Source organism: Aeromonas sp. A35_P (assembly GCF_002259925.1).
In the GTDB taxonomy this organism is placed as follows: domain Bacteria; phylum Pseudomonadota; class Gammaproteobacteria; order Enterobacterales; family Aeromonadaceae; genus Aeromonas; species Aeromonas dhakensis.
Window position 1 is genome coordinate 1 of the sequence record NZ_NEVB01000246.1, and the last position, 19997, is coordinate 19997.

Here is a 19997-nt window from a genome sequence, read left to right on the forward strand (position 1 = left end):
GCGCATAATTTCATTTCCTTCAAATCGTTATGTTTTCAGTTGTAACTCTCGATCCTTAGTCATTCCACCTCAAAATGGAACAAAACTTGCTGTATCCCTCCCCTTAGATCCCGGCAACCGGTCGCGAGGGGCCCATGACACCGACCTTTATCAAAAGCAATGCAGCAGCCCAGCTCACCATGGCCGTCGAGGTGATGGATGAGCAGGGGCAGTTGCAAACCCGCCAAATCGCCTGTGAGCGGCCACTGACGGTCTACCTCAACTGGAAGGAGATCGTAACCCTGATGACGCTGGGGGCCCGCCCCGAGGCGCTGGTGCTGGGTTACCTTAAAAATCAGGGCTTTATCGAGGATATTTCGGCCATCGAGTCGGTGATCGTCGACTGGGAGAGCGAGGCCGCCGCCGTGGTGAGCAGCCAGCAGGCCGCCGATCTCGACAAATCCTTGGAGAAGAAGACCGTCACCTCCGGCTGCGGTCAGGGCACCATGTATGGCAGCGTGATGAAAAAGCTCGAAGGGGTGGTCTTGGCGGCGCCGGAGCTTAAACAGAGCACCCTCTATGCCCTGCTCAAGGCGCTGTCGGCCCATAACGAAACCTACAAGATGGCGGGCGCCGTGCATGGCTGCGCCATCTGTCGCGGCGCCGAAATCCTCTCCTTTGTCGAGGATGTAGGGCGCCACAATGCGGTGGATACCCTGGCCGGCGAGCTCTGGATGCGCGGCGAGAGCGGCCACGACAAGATCTTCTACACCACAGGGCGGCTCACCTCGGAGATGGTGATCAAGGTGGCGCAGATGGGCATTCCGGTGCTGCTGTCGCGCTCCGGCGTCACCCAGATGGGGCTGGATCTCGCCCGCCAGCTCGGCATCACCATGATTGCCCGCGCCAAGGGGCGCCACTTCGAGGTATTCAGCGGCCACGACCATCTCGTGCTGGACGAGAAGCCGCCGGTGCTGGCACCCGGTTCGGCCGGTCGCGGAATGCGGGATTAAGTCATGAACGAGTTGATGAGTGCCAAGCAGATCGCGCTGTATCTCGACCACGCCAGCCAGAGGGCCAAACGCAAGCCATGAACGAGTTTATGAACGTGAAGCAGGTGGCGGAATACCTCGATCTCAACGAGAAGAAGGTCTACCAGCTCGCCAACGAGGCGCGAATCCCCGCCACCAAGGCGACCGGCAAGTGGCTGTTTCCCCGCTCCCTGCTCGATCGCTGGCTGCTCGGCAGCTGCCACGAGGGGGTGATGAACGACCGCTTGCTGCTGGCGGGCTCCGACGACGTGCTGCTGCACTACGCCAGTAGCCGGCTAGCCCAGCAGCTCGGCACCCAGGCGCTGGTGGGCTACACCCCGTGCGGCACCCGCCAGGGGCTGGCAATGCTGGCACGCGGCCACGTGGATCTGTGCGCCATCCACTGGGGTCAGGCCGAAGAGGCCCACCTGCGCCACCCAGCGCTGGTACAGCAGTATCAAGGCCACCGACAATGGGTGATCGTACATGGATTTCGGCGGGTGCAGGGGCTGGTACTGCGCCAAGGGCTGCAACCCAAGGAGGCGAAAGAGGCGCTCGACTGGCGCTGGGCCATGCGCCAGGAGGGGGCCGGCAGCCAGCGCGCCCTGCAGGAGTGGCTGCAAACCCAGGGGGAGTCGCTGACCCGGCTGGAGCGCACCCTCGAGGTCAACAGCGAGCGGGAGCTGGCCGCCGCCATCAGCCGTGGCGATGCCGACGTGGGGCCCGGCGCCCAGAGCACCGCCACCGAGTTTGGCCTCGACTTCATGCCGCTCTCCCAGGAGTGCTTCGATCTGGTGATGCCGCAGGGGGTTTTCTTTCGCACCCTGCTGCAGCAGCTGATCGGCTGGCTGCAATCCCCCGAGGGGCGCGAGCTGGCGGCCCGCCTCGGCGGCTATGACCTGACCCAGAGCGGCAAGCTGGTGTGGAGTCCGCAGTAAGTACCCCCTCACTCGCCTGTAAAAAAGCCCGCCACTATTGGCGGGCTTTTTTGTGCCTCACTCTGAATTGCGACAGTCCCCCCCTCCCCATTGAGGGCACTGCGCGCCCTTCAAGTTCGGCGGGCTTTTTTGTGCCTCACTCTCAATTGCGGCAGTCCCCCCCTCCCCATTGAGGGCAATGCGCACCCTTCAAGTTCGGCGGGCTTTTTTGTGGCTGGCGTGGTTAAGACGGGTGGTCGCCACCGGCCTCACGCCCCTCGGCGTTGAGGGCGATGCGCCACCCCTCCAGCTGGGCTGGCTCGCCGCCGCTGGCCAGCCGGGCTTGGCTGCGCAGGCGGATGGTAAAGCAGCTGCCCTGCCCCGGGGTGGAATCCACCAACAGCTCCCCGCCCCAACGGCTGATGATGCGGTGGCTCAAGGCCAGCCCCAGCCCGGTGCCGGTGGCGCGGGTGGTGAAGAAGGGGTCGAAGATCTTGTCGATGATGGCCGCCTCGATGCCGCTGCCGTTGTCGATGACTCGCACCTCGGCCCCCTGCAGGGCCCCGGCATCATCCAGCCAGTCGCGGCTCTCGACCCGGATCTCCCCCTGCTCCCCCAGCGCATGGCTGGCGTTGACCAAGAGGTTTATCAGCACCTGCAGCAGCTGCTGGCGATCCGCCTCGATGGGCTGCTGCGCCCTGAGATCGGCCACCAGGCTCACCTGCTGCTGGCGCAGGGCGGAGCGCACCAGGGTGAGGCTCTCCTCGATGATGGGGGTGAGGTGCTGCCACACCGGCGCCGTCTCGTAGTCGCCGGGACGCGAGTATTGCAGCAGGCTGCGGGTGATGGCGCGAATGCGCTCGATCTGGGCCAGCACCAGCGCCAGCTCTTCGCTCACCGGCGCCGCCGCCTCCCCCAGCTCCAGCTTCATCAGCTCCACGTTGCCGAGGATCACCGCCAGCGGGTTGTTGATCTCGTGGGCCACCCCGGCGCAGAGCTCGCCGAGGGCCGCCAGCTTCTCGCTGATGAGCAGCTGCTGACGGGCCTGGGTCAGCATGTGGATGTGGTGCTCGAGCTCGGCGGTCTTCTGCTCCAGGCTCTGGGTGCGCTCGGCCACCTTCTGCTCCAGCTCGTCGGCGCTGCGGGCCAGCTGCTGGCGGTGTGCCGCCTGGCGATCCAGCATGGCGTCGAACTGGCGGCCGAGCTGGGCCAGCTCGTGATCGGGGTCGAGGTAGAGCTCGCCGATGCGGGCCGGCCTGCCCGCCTGCACCTGGCGCACCACCTTGTGCATCCGCTCGATGGGGGTGAACAAGTCCCGCGCGCCGCGATAGACCAGCAGGCCCGAGAGCAGCAGCAACACCACCACGCCGGAGCCCAGCTCCAGCAAATTGGTGAGGTAGGTGCGAACGATGGGCCACTCGAGAAAGCCGACGTAGAGCATGCCGATGCGCTCGCCATTGGCGCCCAAAAGCGGCTCGTAGCCCGACACATACCAGGCGTCGTGCACGAAGGCGCGGTCAATCCAGGGCTCGCCGCGGCCCAGCACCTGCTCGCGCACCGGCGCCGAGGCCCGGGTGCCCACCGCCCGCCCCAACTGCTGGCTGCTGCTGGCGGGCACGTTGGTGCTCACCCGTAGATCGCCGAGAAACAGGGTGACGCTGCCGATGCTGCCGGCCGGCAGGGTGTTCTTGGCGAACACCTGACCCTTGAGCTCGTCCACCAGCCGGGTGCTGCCGTTGATGAGCTCGCCCCCCTCCAGCACGCCCCAGAGGCTGCCGTCCCGCCCCATCACCGGAGTCAGGGAGAGGCTGATCAGACCGCGGGTCTCCTGCCCAGCGCCCGGCCCCAGCTCTTTGTCCAGCACGGCGCGGCTGGCCAGCGCCGGCGAGAGCGCCAGCAGCTGTTCCCGCGACCAGACCACGAAGTGGCTGACGCTGCGCCCGGCAGCAAGGGCCGCGTGCTCCGGCGTCGTCAGCTGATCCAGCTCGCTGCCGCTGCGCAGGCGCAAAAAGTCGAGGCCGTAGTTGGCGGCCAGCGGCATCACCCACTGGCGCAAGCGGGCGGGGGATTCGCGCAGCTGCGACTGGAAGGCCCAGGCATCGCGCAGGTGCTCGAGGTGTTCGGCCTGGCGCTGCTGCTGCACGCTCACCGCGTGGTGGGCAACGCCCAGGTCACCACGCACATGGGTGAGCAGATTTTGCCAGCTGTAGGTGAGGGTCCAGTAGAGGGTGAGCCCTATCATGCCGGCCAGGGTCAGCATGATGGGCACCGAGGTGAGCAGCAGCAACCGCCAGCGCACCTTGGTTCTGAGCAGCCCCGGGAGCTGCGCCAGCCTCATGACTCACTCCTGCGGCAAGGGGCGAGCCGGCTCATTCGATGGCCCACTCCTTGAACTTGCGCTCTAGGGTCTTGCGCGCCACCCCGAGCACCCTGGAAGCGGCCGACTTGTTGCCGTCAAAGCTCGCCACCACCTGCAGGATGTGAGCCTTCTCCACCTCGGCCAGCGCCCACTCCAGCGGATAGCCCTCCTCCCCCCGTCCCGACTCGACCGGCTTGGCGTTCTGCCAGTATTCGGCGGGCGGCTTGCCCAGCAGCAGGCAGCGTTCGATCAGGTTGCGCAGCTCGCGCACGTTGCCTGGCCAGGGGTAGGCCTGCATGGCGACTACATCTTCATGGGTCCAGTGCAGGGCGCCCATCCCCATCTCGGCGGTGAGCTGGCGGGTGAAGTGGTGCACCAGGGCGGGGATGTCGTCGATGCGCTCGCGCAGGGGGGCCACCGGCAGCGCCACCACGTTGAGGCGATAGAAGAGGTCTTCACGAAAACGCCCCGCCTCCACCTCCGCCTTCAGGTTGCGGTTGGTGGCGGCGACGATGCGCACGTCCACCGAAAGCTCGCGCTCGGCCCCCACCGGGCGGATGGCTTTCTGCTCCAGCGCCCGCAACAGGGAGGCCTGCATGGCGAGCGGCATCTCGCCGATCTCATCCAGAAACAGGGTGCCCTGATGAGCGACCCGGAACAGGCCGTCGCGCCCCTTGCGGGCGCCGGTAAAGGCCCCCTGCACGTGGCCGAACAGCTCGCTTTCGAGCAGCTCGGGGGCGATGGAGGCACAGTTGAGCGGCACGAAAGCTCCCATCCGGCCGGAGAGCTGGTGCAGGGCACGGGCCACCAGCTCCTTGCCGGTGCCGGACTCCCCCTCCACCAGCACGGCGGCATTGGAGGGGGCGACCCGGGCGATCAGCGTCTTGAGCTCGCGGGTCCTGGCGCTGTCGCCGATCAGGGTGGGCGGGAACAGCTTGCTCACCTCCCGGCGCAGCAGCAGGTTTTCCCGCTCCATCTGGCGGCGCTCGATGACCCTGTCCACCGCCTGCACCATCTGATCCAGATTGAAGGGTTTGAGAATGAAGTCGCTGGCGCCGAGCCGCAGCGCCTTGAGGGCGGTCTCCATGTCGCCGAAACCTGTCATGAAGATGATGTCGCTGCGCCGGGTGGCGGGGTCGATGGCCTCGTGCCACTCGATGCCGGAGCGCCCCGGCAGGCGGATGTCGGCGATGATGAGATCAAAATGCAGGCGACAGCGCAGGGCTTCGGCCTCCTCCACGCTGGCGGCCGTCTCTATCTGGGCGAAGCGGCGGGCCAGCGCCTTGGCGAGAAAGCTGCGCATGCCGGGTTCGTCGTCGACGATGAGCAAGGAGAGGGCGGACCAGCGGCTGGCGGGTGCAGTCATGAAAAAAGTACCTCAGATTCGACAAGGTTCCGGGATTGTCCCACCGACCTTATAAACTGTGGGACATTTTGTCGCTAACCGGCCCCAAGTGCCAACTCCGTTTATTAAAAGCGACGCCGCCATCACGCAATTAGGGCGCTTAACCGACTGTTTTCACATTAAAAACCGGGTCAAACAGGGCATGTGGCCAGCTTGGCACCCTGCTTGCTTAGCCCTGCCCTCTCTCCATCACCGGGTACCCTGACATCATGATCACAGCCACAGTGCGCAAACGCCTTGCCCTCTCCTCCGCCCTGCTGCTGAGCCTGCCGCTCTGGAGCGCCGCCAGCCATGCCGAGACCAGGGCGCCCATCCGCCTCGCCACCACCACCAGCACCGAACAGTCCGGCCTGCTGGGCTGGCTGCTGCCCCAGTTCACCAAGGAGACCGGCTACCCGGTGCAGGTGATGGCGGCCGGTACCGGCCAGAGCCTGAAGATGGGCGAGAACGGCGACGCGGACCTAGTGATGACCCACGCCCCCTCTGCCGAGAAGGCCTTCGTCGAGGCGGGCTTTGGCATCGAGCCGGAGCACTTGATGTACAACGACTTCGTCATCGTTGGCCCGGCGAAAGACCCGGCCGGTCTTGGCAAGCTGCACGACGCCGCCAAGGCGCTGGAGGCCATCAAGGAAAAGGGGCAGACCTTCATCTCCCGCGGGGACGAGTCCGGCACCCACATCAAGGAGAAGACCCTGTGGCAGGCGGCCGACGTCAAGCCCGAGTTCGCCGGCTACAAATCCATCGGCCAGGGCATGGGGCCGACCCTGACCATGGCTTCGGAGCTGGGTGCCTACACCCTGACCGACCGCGGCACCTGGCTCGCCTACCAGAGCAAGCTGGATCTCGCCGTGTTGCTGGAGGGGGACAAGCGGTTGTTCAACCCCTATCAGGTGATCCTGGTCAACCCCAAGCGCTACCCGGATCTCAACACCGAAGGGGCCCGTACCCTGAAGAACTGGCTGGTCTCCAAACACGGTCAGCAGCTTATCGGTGACTTCAAGGTGGCCGGCCAGCCGCTGTTCGTGGCCGACGCCAAGCCGCAGTGATGCCAAGGCCGAGACTGCTCGAGATGCCTTTCGCCACCTTGATTGACGGAGGCGCCTGGTGCCGACCCTGATCGAGACCACACTGGCGGCCCTTTCGCTGCTGTTCAGCGGTGACGCCGAGCTGTGGCAGGTGGTGGGGGTCTCCTTCTCGGTGTCGGGCCTGGCGCTCGGGCTGGTGTTGCTGCCGGCCCTGCTGCTCGGCTTCGCGCTGGCCTATCTGCCGATCCCGGCGCGCTGGCTCTGGCTCTCCTGCATCAATACCCTGCAGTCGGTGCCGACCGTGGTGATTGGCCTCTTGCTCTACATGCTGCTGTCGCGGGCCGGCCCCTTCGGCGACTGGAAGATGCTGTTCACCCAGCAGGCCATGGTGGTGGGGCAGATGCTGATCGCCTTTCCGGTGATCGCCACCATGGCTCACGCCGCGTTCGTGCAGAGCGACCGGCGCGCCTGGGAGACCGCCCGCACCCTGGGGCTCTCCTGGCCCAGAGCGCTGCTCGGGCTGATGCGCGAGTGCCGCTTCGGCCTGCTGGCGGCGGTGATCGGCGCCTTCAGCCGCATCGTCACCGAGGTGGGCTGCTCCATGATGGTGGGGGGCAACATTTTGCACTTCACCCGCAACATCCCCACCGCCATCGCGCTGGAGACCCAGAAAGGGGCCTTCACCCAGGGGGTGGCGCTCGGCATCGTCTTGCTGAGTCTGGCGCTGCTGCTCAACCTGTTGCTGACCGCGTGCCGTGGCCACAGCTATCTGAAGAACTGACCATGCCCCCACCGTCCATCCACCGGAGTACGCCATGGCCCTGACCGCCCACCAGCTGATGATGCGCTTTGGCGAGCGCGACCTGTTCCAGATTGAGCAGCTCTCTATCGCGGCCGGCGACGCCGTCTGGCTGCGCGGCGCGAACGGGGTGGGCAAGACCACATTGCTCAAGATCCTGGCCGGCCTGCTCACCCCGACCCGGGGCCACACCAACCTCCCCTCTGGCTGGCGCGGCAAGCTTGGCCAGTGGCTCAAGCGCGATCCGGGGCCGGGCCGGGTCACCTACCTGCACCAGACCCCCTACCTGTTTGATCGCAGCGTGCACGACAACGTGGCCTGGGCCCTCGGCCATCGCGCCGCCGACGAGGTGCGAGTGTTCGAGGCGCTGCGCCGGGTCGAACTGGAGAGCCTGGCCCGCGAGCACATCAGCATTTTGTCTGGCGGCGAGCGTCAGCGGCTGGCCATGGCCCGCGCCTGGGCGCTGCAACCCGCCTTTTTGCTGATGGACGAACCCACCGCCAATCTGGATGCACATTCGGTTGCCCTGATGGCCGCCATGGCGCAAGATCTGCGGGAACAGGGCAGCGGCCTGGTCATCATCAGCCACCAGAGCAACGATCTGACCGACCTGTGCGAGCGGCAATGGACCCTCGCCCGGGGCCGGCTGCACGAACCCACTCCTTTGAAAATCATCGAGCGACATGACCTCACACAGCGAACCTCGTATTGACCGCTTTCCCGTCTCCGCCGTGGTACTGGCCGGCGGCCGCGCCACCCGCATGGGGGGCGCCGACAAGGGCTGGGTCGAGTTGGCGGGCCGCCCGCTCATCGACCACGTGCTTGACCGACTGAGGCCACAGGTGGACGAGATCCTGATCAACGCCAACCGCAGCCAGGCCCGCTATCAGGCGCTGGCCCCGGTCATCGGCGACGACAACCCCGACTATCTCGGCCCGCTGGCGGGCATGCAGGCGGGCCTTGCCGCCGCCCGCCACGACTGGGTACTGTTCGTGCCCTGCGACGGCCCCGCCCTGCCCCGCGATCTGATGGCGCGCTTTCGCGCCGCCCTCACCCCGCAAACCGAGCTGGTGGTGGCCCATGACGGCGACTGGCTGCAACCCGTAGTAGCTCTGCTGCACAAATCCCTGCTCCCCTCCCTGTCCGCCGCCCTGGCCGAGGGAGAGCGCAAAATCGATATCTGGTTTGCCCGCCACCAGATGGCGGTGGTGAGCTTTGCCGACCAGCCGGATGCCTTCATCAATCTCAACAGCCCGGACGAGCTGGCCGCCTACGAGGCGCGCCTGCCAGACGCCGCGACCGGACAAGGAGCCACTTCATGACCCCGGCCCCCACCCTGCCTCTGCTCGGCTTTGCCGCCTGGAGCGGCACCGGCAAGACCACCCTGCTCGAGCAGCTCATCCCCCTGCTGGTGAGCCGCGGCCTGCGCCTCGGGGTGCTCAAGCACGCCCACCACGACTTTGACATCGACCAGCCGGGCAAAGACAGCCATCGCCTGCGCCAGGCCGGCGCCAGCCAGATGATGGTGGCCTCCCGCCGCCGTCACGCCCGCATCGTTGAAACCGATCTGGGTGAGGCCGATTTTCGCGAGCTGCTGGCCAGTTTCGATCAGCGCAGCCTCGACCTGCTGCTGGTGGAAGGGTTCAAGCACGAGCACTTCCCGAAAATCGAGCTGCACCGCGCCGCCATCGGCAAGCCGCTGCTGTTCCCTGACGATGGTGACATCATCGCCCTGGCCAGCGACCAGCCCGCAGAGACCGCCCTGCCCCGGCTCGACATCAATGATCTGGAGGCCATCGCCGACTTCGTCTGCCGCTGGCTCAAGGAGAGCCAGACGCGGGAGCAGGAGGCTGGCAACGGCTTTCTGTCGGTCGAGGGGGCGCGCAACGCCATTCTCGATGCCCTCACCCCAGCCACCGCCTGCCGCGACCTGCCGCTCGCCCGCTGCCACGGCGCCGTGCTGGCGGGGGATCTCGTCAGCCCCATCAATGTGCCGCCCCACGCCAACTCGGCGATGGACGGCATTGGCCTGCGCAGCGATGATCTCGCCGCCGGCCGCTGGCAGCTGGTGGGGGAAGTGCTGGCGGGCCAGCCGCGCAGCGAGCCGGTGCTGGCCGGACAGGCGGTGCAGATCATGACCGGCGCCCCGCTCCCCCCCGGTGTCGATACCGTGGTGATGCGCGAAGAGACCCGGCTTGACGGTGAATGGGTCAGCGTCAGCGCCCCCGTCAAGGCGGGGCAGAACGTGCGTCAGGCTGGCGAAGATCTGGCGCTGGGGGCGGTCGCCATCCCGGCCGGCACCCGCCTCGGCGCCCCTCAGCTCGGGCTGGCGGCCTCTCTGGGGCAGGCAACCCTGACGGTACGCGCACCGCTCAAGGTGGCGCTGTTCAGCACCGGCGACGAGGTGCAGGCACCGGGCGAGACGCTCGCTCCCGGCCATATCTTTGACAGCAACCGCTTCACCCTGATGGCGCTCATTGCCGGGGCCGGCTGCGAGGTGATGGACCTTGGCATCATCCCCGATGATCCCGCCATCCTGCGCCAGCAGCTGGCACAGGCCGCGGCCGATGCCGACCTGGTGCTGAGCTCGGGCGGGGTGTCGGTGGGCAATGCCGACTTCATCAAGCAGGTGCTGGCCGAGCTTGGCCAGATCGCCTTCTGGCGCATCCAGATGCGGCCGGGCCGTCCGCTCGCCTTTGGCAAGCTGGGGCAGACCCCCTTCTTCGGCCTGCCCGGCAACCCGGTGGCCGCCATGATCTGCTTCCTGCAATTCGTCGAGCCCGCCATCGCCCGCCTGCAGGGCCGGGTGTGGCAGCCGCTGCGCCTCTCAGCCCTGGCCGAGCAGCAGATGAAGAGCCGACCCGGGCGCACCGAGTTCCTGCGCGGCATCTTCCATCAGGATGCCAGCGGCGTACTGCGGGTACGCACCACAGGACCGCAGGGCTCCGGCATCCTCAGCTCCATGAGTGATGCCAACTGCCTGATTGAAATCGTCCCCGCCCAGCCGGCCATCGCGGTCGGCGAGCGGGTCTGGATCCACCCACTCCAGGGACGAGTGGCCTGATACCGGTCTCCACCCCGCCGGGCGTGGCGGGGTGGCTGCCCCCATGAATCCGAGGCTGGCCCCTTGCGCCTGAATGCCCCCCTCTCCCGACTCGATCTGCTGATCTACGGTCACTACCGCATCGTCCACGGCCTGCGCATCGCGCTCGCCTTCATGCTCACTTTTCTGCTGACCCGCGAGCTCAAGCTGCCGGAAAGCACCTGGCCCCTCATCACCCTGGTGGTGGTGATGGGCCCCATCTCGTTCTGGGGCAATGTGCTGTCACGTGCCCTGCAGCGGGTGGTCGGCACCATCTTCGGCGCCAGCTGCGGGGTGGTGGCGCTCTATCTCGAGCTCTACTCCCTGCCGCTGATGCTGCTGTGGTGCGGCTGCATCATGTTCCTGTGCGGCTATCTGGCACTCGGCAAGCGCCCCTACGTGGGGCTGCTCATCGGCATCACCCTCGGCGTCACCATGGGGGCCATGCCCGGCGACATCGAGACCGCCCTGTGGCGCAGTGCCGACGTGATCCTGGGCTCATTGCTGGCGCTGCTGTTTTGCAGCATCTATCCCCAGCGCGCCTACAGCCACTGGCGGCTGCAGATGCACGACACCCTGCAGCAGGCCCAGCGGCTCTATCACACCCACCTCTCCCCCAACGTGCTGGAGCGGCCACAGCTCAAACACAGTCTCTCCCGGTTGCTGGCCCAGACGGGCAAACTGCGGGCCCTGCTGGCACCTGCGGCCAAGGAGACCCGTCACAGCATCGCCCTGTTTGATGCGGTGCAGGTCACCATGCGCAACACCCTCTGCACCCTGGAGATGCTGACCAACACCTACTGGCGCGATCGCCAGAGCCACTTCCTGATGCAGAGCACCCCGGAGCTGCGCGCCTGCCAGCAGGCGACCGAGGCGCTGATGAGCGAGCTGGCGCTGATGCTCAAAAGCGGCGAGCTGCAGGGCTCGGCGCTGGCCATCAGCCGTCTGCAGGAGGCGGCCGGCAGGGTGCGGATCGATGCCGGCGGCGAGGCCGCCATCAGCGGCTATCTGTGGCTCAATCTGCAGCTCACCGAACAGCTCACCCACCTGCGCCGGCTGCTGGGCTTGATGATGCACCCGCCCCGCAGCCAGAGTCGCCCATAGCAAAACGCCCCGCAAAGCGGGGCGTTGTCGTCTCAGGCCAATGACAAATGACTGAAGCCCGATATGGCGCAAATATTAACTGACGTTTGCCAGCGGTTGCTCGAGCGGGAGGTAGAGGGAAAAATCCTGGATCCCCGCCTGCAAAGCGGCAAAGCAATCCGGATCAATGGCCGTCCCCAGATTCTCGGCCATCATCTCCAGCGCCTGGGGCACCGGGATGGCACCACGATAGGGCCGTTTGGCAGTGATGGCATCAAAAATGTCGGCCGTGGTGATGATGCGGGTTTCCAAGGCTATCTCGTCCCCTTTCAATCCTTTAGGGTAACCCTTGCCATCGAGGCGCTCATGGTGGGCACCCGCCACTTGCGCCAGCTCTTCAAACGCACCTATGCGACTCAGGATCTCCTCGGTATAGGCGGCGTGCATCTGCACGGCGGCCCACTCCTGCGCATCAAGTTTGCCCGGTTTGTCGAGAATGGCATTGCTCACCCCCAGCTTGCCCACGTCATGGAGCAGAGCACCGCGCTTGAGCCAGCGTCGTCTCTGCTCGGACAACCCCATCTGAGTGGCAAGAATGTCGGTATAGAGTGCCACTCGGCCGCTATGACCGGCGGTATAGGGACTTTTGGAGTCCACCACCTGGCCGAATGCCGCGGCGATCTCGTCCAGATAATCTTCATCAAGAGCGACCTCACTCTGCCCGGCCGGGTGGACGAACACCCACTCAGTCAGCTTGGGATCCGCCAGTCCTTGCCAGAAATCACCATCCGCCAACGCTTCAAATTCGCTAACCAATTGAGGGTCAAACCAGCTGCCGCTGCGCTCGCGCAGCTCTTTGAGCACAGCATCAGGGCCTGCGGCGGCGTGAAACACATCCACCACCTGGCAGAGCAGCGCTATGCGAGAGAAGAGCGGAATCGCGTCACCGACCAGTTGCAACGGCCGACCTTTGCCGTTCCAGTGTTCGTCCAGAGAGAGGATACCGGTGGCGACCTCTTCACTGAAACGCAGTTGACGAGCGATGTCCGCTCCCCGATGGCAACGGGTCTGGATCAGTTCGTTGGCTATCTGATCGCCGTTGCGAAAGATGTGAAACAGGCTGCGAAAACGCCCAAGCAGATCCGCCTGCAGGCCGGTGTGGCCCAGCACGAAGTTGACCACCTCGGAAAGAGAGCCATCCACCAGCTTGAAGTCGCGTTTGAAGTGAAGATCGTCGGTGAGATAGAGTTCGCAGATACGGGCCGCATTGCTGCTGCACCCCAGATCCTTGAGCAGCAGCATGTAATAGAGATCATGACGCTGTCGGGCATCCAGCGCCAACCGTTCGGCCAGACGGGAACCTATCCAGCAACAGCGAATACAGTGCCCTCTTGGTTGACCCTCGGTCATGTCGAGCGCATGACTGAGGGAACCAATCAACTCTGCCAACCGCAATCCATTCACCGTCATAGCCTGTATCCCTGGTCATCTTGGCGATCTTGCCTGCTGACTAGGTATACCTTATCCAGAGAGGAATAGATCTGGATTCAGATGAATTTATACCTCGGCGCTACCGGTCCGTGCTTTTTCCTTCAGCTGGGCCGGCGTCAGGGTCGACACCAGCCGGCCGTCGAAGTAGATATCCAGCAGCTCGCCGCGCTTCTCGCCGCGCATCAGGCTGCTGCGCCCGTCCAGGTAGTGCACCTCCATCTGGGCGGTGCGCTCGTCCGGGTAGCTCACCTCCACCTCGCGTACCCCTTGCGGCAGCAGGGCCAGCGGCACCTTGTTGAGGGAGGGGTCAAGGTGCTGGTTGACCTTGATCAGGGCCTCCAGCTTCTGATCCACCAGCGCCGGCGACTTGCCGGTGATGGGGTTCTTGCCCGACCAGAATTCGATGGTGTTGAACACGAAGAGATCCGCGGTGGCCGCCAGACCGTAGACCGGCGAGAGCAGGACGAAGACACCTGCCCGGCCGTAACGGTTGTCCACCACGCTGAGGTTGCCCTTGGTCACCATGGAGGAGAGCCCCATCTGCCCCATGCAGCCGCTCAGCCCCACACTTGCCACCACACCCGCCAGCAGCGCCAGTGCCCTGCCATGTCTTCTCGTTGCCATCGTCTTTATCTGCTCCAGAAATAATGAGGCGGCAAGCCTAAACAGGCTGCCGCCGACGGGCAATTCACAAGCAGGGGACGATACAGCAGGGGTTCAGATTGGGATTTCGACTGCTCACATTGCGTGCATATCGTTGAAATAGTGGTCAAGGCGGCCCGCATGAAGAGAGGGCCGCCAGCTGACTAGATAGAGAGGCTGGAGACGGTTGCCGAGACGTTGTTGGCCTCCTGCCGGATCTCCGTCATCACCTCGTCGACCTTGTCGATCTGCTGCTTGCCGAGCTCGGCGCTACCGGCCACCCTGGCCATGTCGTCGGTCACTCTGGCGGTCAGCTCGCGGTTCTTCTGCACCACCTTGGCTATCTCGTCGGTGGAGAGCGACGTGCGGGCCGCCAGCTGGCGCACCTCGTCGGCCACCACCGCGAAGCCGCGTCCCTGATCGCCGGCGCGGGCCGCCTCGATGGCCGCATTGAGGGCCAGCAGATTGGTCTGATCGGCGATGCTGCTGATGGTGGAGACGATGGCCTCGATGCTTCTGGACTGTTCGTTGAGCTGGTTGATGAGCACGATGGTCTTGTCCACCTGCTCGCTGATGAGCGACGAGGTCTCCACCACGGAGCGCAGCAACTCTGCCCCCTGTTCGGCACAGCGCAGGGTCTCCTGCGCCGTGGCGTGGGCCAGTTGGGTTGCATCGCGCACCGCGTGGCTCTTGGTGACACGATCAGTAATGTCGCTGGCAAACTTGATGACCCGGCTCACCTTGCCGCTCTCGTCGCGAATGGGGTTGTAGGTGGCCTCCAGCCAGACCACCTCGCCCCGCTTGTTGCGGCGCGAGAAGATGCCGGACTTGACCCTGCCCTGCTTGAGCTGGGCCCAGAACTGCTGGTACTCGGCGGAGCGGGCCAGCTCCTGGCTGCAAAACATCCGGTGGTGCTGACCCTGCAGCTCCATGGCGCTGTAACCCATCAGGCTCAAAAATGGCTGGTTGGCCTCCAGGATCTCGCCATCCGGGGTGAAGATGATGGTCGCGATCCCGGCCTTGACCGCCTCCACGAACCCCTGTGATTCGGCGAGCTGGGCCTGACAGGCCTGCAGTTGCGCCTTCAGCTTGTTGTTGAACATGGATGTCATACCTCTGTAATGACCTGACAAGGTGGGAACGGGCACAAGACTCGTCGTCAAGGTGAACCAGCACGAGCCTGTTGAGGCTGATCATAGTTGAGCGTGATGACTCGATCAGAATTTGGCCGAGATTTTGCCACAGCCAGGGAGAGGTTCGCAGCGCCCGTATCCCGTTGGCAGGGGTGATACGGACAGGGCGGCAGGCGGGATCACCCGGGTTGCCACTCCAGATAGGCGGGGTTGCTCACAAACCCCATCCGCTCATAGAGGGGTCGCCCCTCCTCGCTGGCATGGAGCCAGACCCGGCCCAGCTGCTGCTCCCTCGCATAGTCCGCCATCTGGTCCAGCAGAGCACCGGCCAGTCCCTGCCGGCGATGGGCCGGCAGGGTATACATGTTGAGCAGATAGCCCTCCCTTCCCGTCAGATTGCCGGGATAGGGCGGGCGCACGAAGAGCGCCAGGGTTGCGCTCGCCACCACCTCGCCATCCACCTCCGCCACCCAGGAGCGAGCACTCTCCTCGGCCTGCGCCGTGCTGAAATAGGCGGTGGTGGCATGCCACAGCGGCAGATCGGCCAACGGCTCGCTCAGCTCCCCCACCTCGCAAAACAGCGCCATGCGCAGGGTCACCAGCGCGGGAATGTCTGCCTGCGTAGCCTGCCGGATGATCATCGCCTCTCCTCCTTGTGATGAAATGAACAGGCACCCCGCAGGGTGCCTGATGAGAGCGCCAGTGTGGCGGCTTCATGCCCGCCTGGCAAGGCGCCACTGATCCAGGGCCAGCGGCCCCGCCCCCCACACCGCCAGGGTCAGCAGCATCCAGCCCCACAACTGGTGATCGTAAAAGCCGCCGGCCCAGAGGGCGGGATAGGAGAGCACCGCCATGATGTTGAAGGCAAACAGCAGGGCGGCGACCGGTCGGGTAAAGAGCCCAACCAGCAGCAGCACCGGCAGCAGCAACTCGGTGGCCGTCCCCAGCCAGGCTGCCCACTGCCAGGGCAGCAGGGGCACCCGATACTCGAACTCGAACAGGTAGAGGGTGCTGTCCCAGGCGCCCAGCTTGAGCCAGCCGGAGCGCAAGAAGACCGCCGCCACCCAGCATCTGGCCAACAGCAACAGGGCGCAGCTCAGCCACCAGGGAGCGGCCGGCCCCAGTTGCTGCATCAGGGGGAACTTGTGGTTTGTCATCGAATTTACTCCAGCGTTGAGGTCACATCGACCAACAGGCCAAGGGTGACGAGGCGGGTCAAATACTCTGCAGCCTGCGGATCTTGCGCCAGCAGGGTCGACAGGGCGATGCCCTGGCGGCAGCCATCCAGCAGGCGCCACTCCCCCTCGCTCAGGCGCAGCGGCAATACCCGGCAATCGGGCTGTTTCTTGAGGGCAAGCCAAGCAGGGGCCACCAGATCGTGCACCGCCTCCCCCTGGTGCAGAGCCATCTGCCAGAGGGCCTCCACCGGGCGAAGGCTGTCGAACAGAAGCAGATCACAGGCCGGGATCAGCACCAGCGTCTGCCAGGCCGCTGGCGGCAGGGCCGCCACCCGCTCGGCCGGCCAGTGGCGCACCTCGGGGGCCAGCAGGCTGGTGCGCTCCAGTGCCCACTCGAAACGGGCAAGCTCCCCCAGCCAGGGCAGTTCAGATGTGGTGGGCAGCCCGGCGAGCCAGTCGCCAAAGCCGGCGCCATAGTGCATCACGCTCCCTTCGCAGAGGGGCTCCGCCAGCACGAAGCCGCGCGCCGCGGCGTCGAAAAACGCCTCCCCCACCATGGCCTTGACCGCCGGGTAGCTGCCTGCCAGCACCTCGCCAAGGCTCAGGATGAAGTGATTGCGATAGACCTGCAGCACGGCATCGGCCGGGAAGAGGCGGGAGTGGACGTGGGGCAGGATGGCCTCGCTCTGGCCAAGCAGCCCCTCGGCAAACTGCTGCTGCCGGTGGGCCAGCTCAGACATGGGCGGCCTCCGACGCAAGATGGGCGGCCATGGCGGCATCCAGCAGGGTGCTCGCACGCTCAGCCTCCGCCAACAGCACGGGGAGCGGCGGTATCTCGAGATCCCACTCGATCAGGGTGGGGATGGCGCGCTGGCGGCAGATCTCGGCATAGAGGGCCCAGACCGGCTCGCTCACCGGCGCGCTGTGGGTATCGATATAGAGGTGCCCCTGCGGCAGGGACTTGTCGGTAAAACCGGCCAGGTGGATTTCGCCCACGGTGGCGATGTCGATGGCAGCCAGATAGTCACGGCACGCAAAGCCGTGGTTGAAGGCACTGACGTAGAGGTTGTTGAGATCGAGCAGGATGCCGCACTCGCTGCGCCGTTGCAGCTCGGCCAGAAACTCCCACTCCGGCATCTCTCCCGCCAGTTGCAGGTAAGAAGAGGGGTTCTCGATCAGCAGCCGGCAGCCGAGTGCATCCTGCACCTGCATGATCTTGTCGCTCATGGTGAGCAGAGCCTCCCTGGTATAGGGCACCGGCAGCAGATCGTTGAAGTGGCGCCCTCCGATGCTGCCCCAGCTGAGGTGCTCCGAGATGCGCACCGGCTTGATGGCGCCGGCCAGGGCCGAGAGGCTGGCAAGGTGAACAAGGTCGAGTCCATCAGCCGACCCCAGGGACATGCCGACCCCGTGCAGGCTGACCGGATAGTGCCGGGCCAGCTCGCTCAATACCTGAAAACCCCGGCTGTGCCGTTCGAAGTAATTCTCGCTGTGCACCTCCAGCCAGCCGACGGCAGGCAGGGTACGCAGCATCTCGTCGTAATGGGGGGTTCGCAATCCAATACCAATCAAGGGGTTCATCGCAAAGACTCGCGGTTGGCCATCAAAAGAGGGCCACGGTGCACAACACCGTGGCGCCCAGCCTTACTTGGGTTGCAGCGAACCGCCGGCCAGCTTCTCGCACAGCCCCTTGGGCACCACTACGAAGGCGTCGCCCTGGGCATCCATCTTGGCTGTGCCGGCGCAGGAGTTGGTCTTGGTCGCACAGTCGTTCTTGCTCGCCTTCACCACGCCGTAGCACTTCTCCTTCTCGTCGGCAGCCATGGCCGGGGCGGCAATGAACTGGGCGCCGAGGGCCAGCAGACCGGTCATGGCGGAGGCGATGGCAGTGCTCTTTTTAACGTTCATTCTCTGTTCCTTCTGATTGTGTGTGGTGTGCCCGATCATTCGCGACCGGATGCCTTCCATAGAACCGGCGCGGCGACGAAATGATTTCAAAAAAAATGCAAAATCGGCACATCTATAAAAAACACAATTAGTATCATACTGTTTTAAAAAGAGTTTTCAGGATGTTCTCGGCCCCTTGGCATTGACATCAAGACGGCGACAGAGGCGATGGCATGACGATGAAGAGGCGCACAGGTTCGCCTCCCCGACCATCCCGACGCGGGTTTGCCAGCACATTTTCACCAGCGCGCTGCGGCGAGAGGCGAGCTGGTTGCAAGACGAGATGAACGGAAAAGCGCCGAGCGGGGGGAGCCGTCAGAGCGATCCGGCCGGCTGGTTTATCTGCGGGCTGTAGTGGTTGAGGCGCCGGTGCTCAGGGGTGAGCAGTTGCCCGGGCGAGCGCCCGGTAAAGAAGTGACAGCTCTTGATGAAATGGGGCTGATCGCAATAGCCCTGTTCCAGCAGGGCATCGAGCGACGGGGCGCCCGACAGCAGCTGGCGCAGCGCCCTTTGAAAGCGGGCGGTACGCAGAAAATAGCGGGCATCTACCCCGAGATGGCGGCGCAATCGCCGCTGAAAGGTGCGTGCGCTCATCCCCAGTTGCTGCTGCAACTCGATCGCCGGCGTGCCGTAATAGAGCCGCTCTATTGCCCGCACCAGCGCAAGATCCCGCGGCGGGCACCTCGCCACCTGCCGGCGCAACCAGGCCCCCAGCGCCCCTGCCCCCTCCAGCATCAACCACTGCGGGTCGGGGCAGACAAGCCCCAGCTCATCGAGTGACAGCACCCGATCGCTCAACTGCTCGAGCGGCACGCCAAACAGATCGAAACAGGCCGAAGAGCGCAGCCGCAGCCCCAGCAGATGAGTCTGCCCATGGGCGGCAAAGCGCAGGCGAGCATAGCGCGGGCAGAGCAACACGGCCGCCCCCGTGGCCACGGTGACGGTGCGGGGCAAATTTGCTGACAAGAGGATTGTGATGGTGAGGGGATCCCCCAGATTGAACAGGATCTCGGCCCCGGTGCCGGGGAAGATCTCAGGCATTGGCTGGGGGTGACAAAGGCGCCACTCCCAACCTTGCGCCAGCCAGGGCGCCAGATCGGGAGCGGGCTGAAATTTACGGCACTGCATCATGATGGGAGGCGATATTGCTCACTGGCTCGGTTCGGAGGCGGACAGGAAGAGGGTATCACCGCTGACATGGTCGAGACAGGGATGGCGATCGAAGCGCACCACGCCTATCTCCATGCGCCCTGCAGCCGCCTCCACCATGGCAGCGACCCCCAGGTGACCAAATCCGGCACAGAGCTCCACCGCCCTGATCCCCTCCCGATATAGCTCGTCAAGCAGTTCACGGCCTCCCTGGTAGTCGGGCACGGCGATCGTCTTCACATGGACGTTCTCCGTCTTGACCCAGCGGGCGTGGCGGGCGGGATCCGCCCCCGGTGCGACGAAGATGAAGGCGGCCTTGAAAATATCGGACATGTAAAAAGCTCCTCGGATCAATGAGTCGCCACTCTACCCGGGATCCCGCGGGCCGGATTGTACCGCGGCGCCACCCGCCCTCATCAGGCAGGACAAAACCTGGCGCAAAGGGCGCCATACAGACCTCATTTCTCCCTGTTGAATGCAATTTGCGTGGCCAGGGGCCATAAATGCAAAAGAGACAGCCGAAGCTGTCTCTTTGTCATCAAGCCGGGACCTCAGTAGAAGATCCGCTCGCCGCGCTCGCTCATCTTGAGCCATACCGGCTTGGTGCTGGTTTTGCTCCAGATCCGGTGCAGATAGCTGTAGAAACGGGCCCGGTCGCTGCGAAACAGCATCACGGGAAAAGCCAGCATACCCACCAGCAGCACATAGAGGCGACGAAGAATTATCTGAGTCAGGGAATAGGGATGAAACATGATAGCACTCCACACTGGTAAGACC

General features: G+C 64.9%; 21 protein-coding genes. 8 read left to right on the forward strand and 13 right to left on the reverse strand.

Translation table 11 applies throughout. The features are described from left to right. Positions 1-134: 134 nt before the first annotated feature. On the forward strand, positions 135-992 hold the full coding sequence (locus CAK78_RS20325; RefSeq protein WP_094698491.1) for a formate dehydrogenase accessory sulfurtransferase FdhD: 858 nt from the start codon (positions 135-137) through the stop codon (positions 990-992). An 89-nt stretch (positions 993-1081) separates the two neighbouring features. Continuing rightward, the gene (locus tag CAK78_RS20330) at positions 1082-1948 is read left to right on the forward strand and encodes a helix-turn-helix transcriptional regulator (protein WP_017765083.1); all 867 of its coding nucleotides are present in this window, start codon (positions 1082-1084) and stop codon (positions 1946-1948) included. Positions 1949-2171: 223 nt separating this feature from the next. On the opposite strand, the gene CAK78_RS20335 is transcribed toward CAK78_RS20330, so the two are convergent. Then, entirely contained in the window at positions 2172-4265 is a 2094-nt protein-coding gene (locus CAK78_RS20335) for a sensor histidine kinase (protein WP_094698492.1), read from the reverse strand. 31 nt (positions 4266-4296) lie between these two features. Continuing rightward, complete coding sequence (locus CAK78_RS20340; RefSeq protein WP_094698493.1) at positions 4297-5652, reverse strand: sigma-54-dependent transcriptional regulator; 1356 nt, start codon at positions 5650-5652, stop codon at positions 4297-4299. A gap of 248 nt (positions 5653-5900) precedes the next feature. Between CAK78_RS20340 and CAK78_RS20345 the strand changes: the two genes are divergently transcribed. From CAK78_RS20345 to CAK78_RS20370, 6 genes are all read left to right on the forward strand, one after another. Beyond that, the gene (locus CAK78_RS20345) at positions 5901-6737 is read left to right on the forward strand and encodes a substrate-binding domain-containing protein (RefSeq protein WP_094698494.1); all 837 of its coding nucleotides are present in this window, start codon (positions 5901-5903) and stop codon (positions 6735-6737) included. Between the two features lie 58 nt (positions 6738-6795). Further along, on the forward strand, positions 6796-7497 hold the full coding sequence (locus tag CAK78_RS20350) for an ABC transporter permease (RefSeq protein ID WP_005303218.1): 702 nt from the start codon (positions 6796-6798) through the stop codon (positions 7495-7497). Positions 7498-7531: 34 nt separating this feature from the next. After that, positions 7532-8227, forward strand: a complete 696-nt coding sequence (locus CAK78_RS20355) for an energy-coupling factor ABC transporter ATP-binding protein (RefSeq protein ID WP_017781957.1) — start codon at positions 7532-7534, stop codon at positions 8225-8227. Next, the gene (gene mobA, locus CAK78_RS20360; protein WP_094698495.1) at positions 8199-8837 is read left to right on the forward strand and encodes a molybdenum cofactor guanylyltransferase MobA; all 639 of its coding nucleotides are present in this window, start codon (positions 8199-8201) and stop codon (positions 8835-8837) included. Before CAK78_RS20355 ends, mobA begins: the two co-directional genes overlap by 29 nt. After that, complete coding sequence (locus CAK78_RS20365) at positions 8834-10579, forward strand: bifunctional molybdopterin-guanine dinucleotide biosynthesis adaptor protein MobB/molybdopterin molybdotransferase MoeA (RefSeq protein ID WP_094698496.1); 1746 nt, start codon at positions 8834-8836, stop codon at positions 10577-10579. The genes mobA and CAK78_RS20365 overlap by 4 nt, the downstream gene beginning before the upstream one ends. Positions 10580-10642: 63 nt before the next feature. Next, positions 10643-11701: an FUSC family protein gene (locus CAK78_RS20370; RefSeq protein WP_094698497.1), complete on the forward strand. Its 1059-nt coding sequence runs from the start codon at positions 10643-10645 to the stop codon at positions 11699-11701. A gap of 75 nt (positions 11702-11776) precedes the next feature. Here CAK78_RS20370 and CAK78_RS20375 read toward each other — a convergent pair whose 3' ends face one another. The 11 genes from CAK78_RS20375 to CAK78_RS20425 all read right to left on the reverse strand — a co-directional run bounded on the left by CAK78_RS20375 (position 11777) and on the right by CAK78_RS20425 (position 19972). Then, on the reverse strand, positions 11777-13150 hold the full coding sequence (locus CAK78_RS20375) for an HD-GYP domain-containing protein (RefSeq protein ID WP_094698498.1): 1374 nt from the start codon (positions 13148-13150) through the stop codon (positions 11777-11779). Between the two features lie 87 nt (positions 13151-13237). Beyond that, positions 13238-13858 carry a DUF3332 domain-containing protein gene (locus CAK78_RS20380; RefSeq protein WP_094698499.1) on the reverse strand — a complete coding sequence of 207 codons (621 nt, stop codon included), beginning with the start codon at positions 13856-13858 and terminating at the stop codon, positions 13238-13240. 119 nt (positions 13859-13977) lie between these two features. Next, positions 13978-14916: a methyl-accepting chemotaxis protein gene (locus CAK78_RS23295; RefSeq protein WP_176452873.1), complete on the reverse strand. Its 939-nt coding sequence runs from the start codon at positions 14914-14916 to the stop codon at positions 13978-13980. Between the two features lie 209 nt (positions 14917-15125). After that, the gene (locus CAK78_RS20390; RefSeq protein WP_094698500.1) at positions 15126-15587 is read right to left on the reverse strand and encodes a GNAT family N-acetyltransferase; all 462 of its coding nucleotides are present in this window, start codon (positions 15585-15587) and stop codon (positions 15126-15128) included. 72 nt (positions 15588-15659) lie between these two features. After that, on the reverse strand, positions 15660-16103 hold the full coding sequence (locus CAK78_RS20395; RefSeq protein WP_094698501.1) for a DoxX family protein: 444 nt from the start codon (positions 16101-16103) through the stop codon (positions 15660-15662). A 5-nt stretch (positions 16104-16108) separates the two neighbouring features. Further along, complete coding sequence (locus CAK78_RS20400) at positions 16109-16864, reverse strand: HvfC/BufC N-terminal domain-containing protein (RefSeq protein WP_094698502.1); 756 nt, start codon at positions 16862-16864, stop codon at positions 16109-16111. Next, positions 16857-17705 carry an MNIO family bufferin maturase gene (gene bufB, locus CAK78_RS20405; RefSeq protein WP_094698503.1) on the reverse strand — a complete coding sequence of 283 codons (849 nt, stop codon included), beginning with the start codon at positions 17703-17705 and terminating at the stop codon, positions 16857-16859. Before bufB ends, CAK78_RS20400 begins: the two co-directional genes overlap by 8 nt. A 63-nt stretch (positions 17706-17768) precedes the next feature. Further along, a complete protein-coding gene (locus CAK78_RS20410; protein ID WP_005303242.1) occupies positions 17769-18032 on the reverse strand; it encodes a BufA1 family periplasmic bufferin-type metallophore in 264 nt (87 codons plus the stop codon). A gap of 354 nt (positions 18033-18386) precedes the next feature. After that, positions 18387-19202 (reverse strand): helix-turn-helix domain-containing protein, encoded by an 816-nt coding sequence (locus CAK78_RS20415; RefSeq protein WP_094698504.1) that lies wholly within the window; start codon positions 19200-19202, stop codon positions 18387-18389. 18 nt (positions 19203-19220) lie between these two features. Then, a complete protein-coding gene (locus tag CAK78_RS20420; protein WP_094698505.1) occupies positions 19221-19553 on the reverse strand; it encodes a DUF6506 family protein in 333 nt (110 codons plus the stop codon). 218 nt (positions 19554-19771) lie between these two features. Further along, entirely contained in the window at positions 19772-19972 is a 201-nt protein-coding gene (locus CAK78_RS20425) for a YbfA family protein (RefSeq protein ID WP_005303249.1), read from the reverse strand. Positions 19973-19997 lie beyond the last annotated feature (25 nt).

Coding starts and splice junctions, on each gene's coding strand:
- CAK78_RS20325 (WP_094698491.1), top strand. CDS start 135: ATGACACCGACCTTTATCAAAAGCAATGCAGCAGCCCAGCTCACCATG.
- CAK78_RS20330 (WP_017765083.1), top strand. CDS start 1,082: ATGAACGTGAAGCAGGTGGCGGAATACCTCGATCTCAACGAGAAGAAG.
- CAK78_RS20335 (WP_094698492.1), bottom strand. CDS start 4,265: ATGAGGCTGGCGCAGCTCCCGGGGCTGCTCAGAACCAAGGTGCGCTGG.
- CAK78_RS20340 (WP_094698493.1), bottom strand. CDS start 5,652: ATGACTGCACCCGCCAGCCGCTGGTCCGCCCTCTCCTTGCTCATCGTC.
- CAK78_RS20345 (WP_094698494.1), top strand. CDS start 5,901: ATGATCACAGCCACAGTGCGCAAACGCCTTGCCCTCTCCTCCGCCCTG.
- CAK78_RS20355 (WP_017781957.1), top strand. CDS start 7,532: ATGGCCCTGACCGCCCACCAGCTGATGATGCGCTTTGGCGAGCGCGAC.
- mobA (WP_094698495.1), top strand. CDS start 8,199: ATGACCTCACACAGCGAACCTCGTATTGACCGCTTTCCCGTCTCCGCC.
- CAK78_RS20365 (WP_094698496.1), top strand. CDS start 8,834: ATGACCCCGGCCCCCACCCTGCCTCTGCTCGGCTTTGCCGCCTGGAGC.
- CAK78_RS20375 (WP_094698498.1), bottom strand. CDS start 13,150: ATGACGGTGAATGGATTGCGGTTGGCAGAGTTGATTGGTTCCCTCAGT.
- CAK78_RS23295 (WP_176452873.1), bottom strand. CDS start 14,916: ATGTTCAACAACAAGCTGAAGGCGCAACTGCAGGCCTGTCAGGCCCAG.
- CAK78_RS20390 (WP_094698500.1), bottom strand. CDS start 15,587: ATGATCATCCGGCAGGCTACGCAGGCAGACATTCCCGCGCTGGTGACC.
- CAK78_RS20395 (WP_094698501.1), bottom strand. CDS start 16,103: ATGACAAACCACAAGTTCCCCCTGATGCAGCAACTGGGGCCGGCCGCT.
- CAK78_RS20400 (WP_094698502.1), bottom strand. CDS start 16,864: ATGTCTGAGCTGGCCCACCGGCAGCAGCAGTTTGCCGAGGGGCTGCTT.
- bufB (WP_094698503.1), bottom strand. CDS start 17,705: ATGAACCCCTTGATTGGTATTGGATTGCGAACCCCCCATTACGACGAG.
- CAK78_RS20410 (WP_005303242.1), bottom strand. CDS start 18,032: ATGAACGTTAAAAAGAGCACTGCCATCGCCTCCGCCATGACCGGTCTG.
- CAK78_RS20415 (WP_094698504.1), bottom strand. CDS start 19,202: ATGATGCAGTGCCGTAAATTTCAGCCCGCTCCCGATCTGGCGCCCTGG.
- CAK78_RS20420 (WP_094698505.1), bottom strand. CDS start 19,553: ATGTCCGATATTTTCAAGGCCGCCTTCATCTTCGTCGCACCGGGGGCG.
- CAK78_RS20425 (WP_005303249.1), bottom strand. CDS start 19,972: ATGTTTCATCCCTATTCCCTGACTCAGATAATTCTTCGTCGCCTCTAT.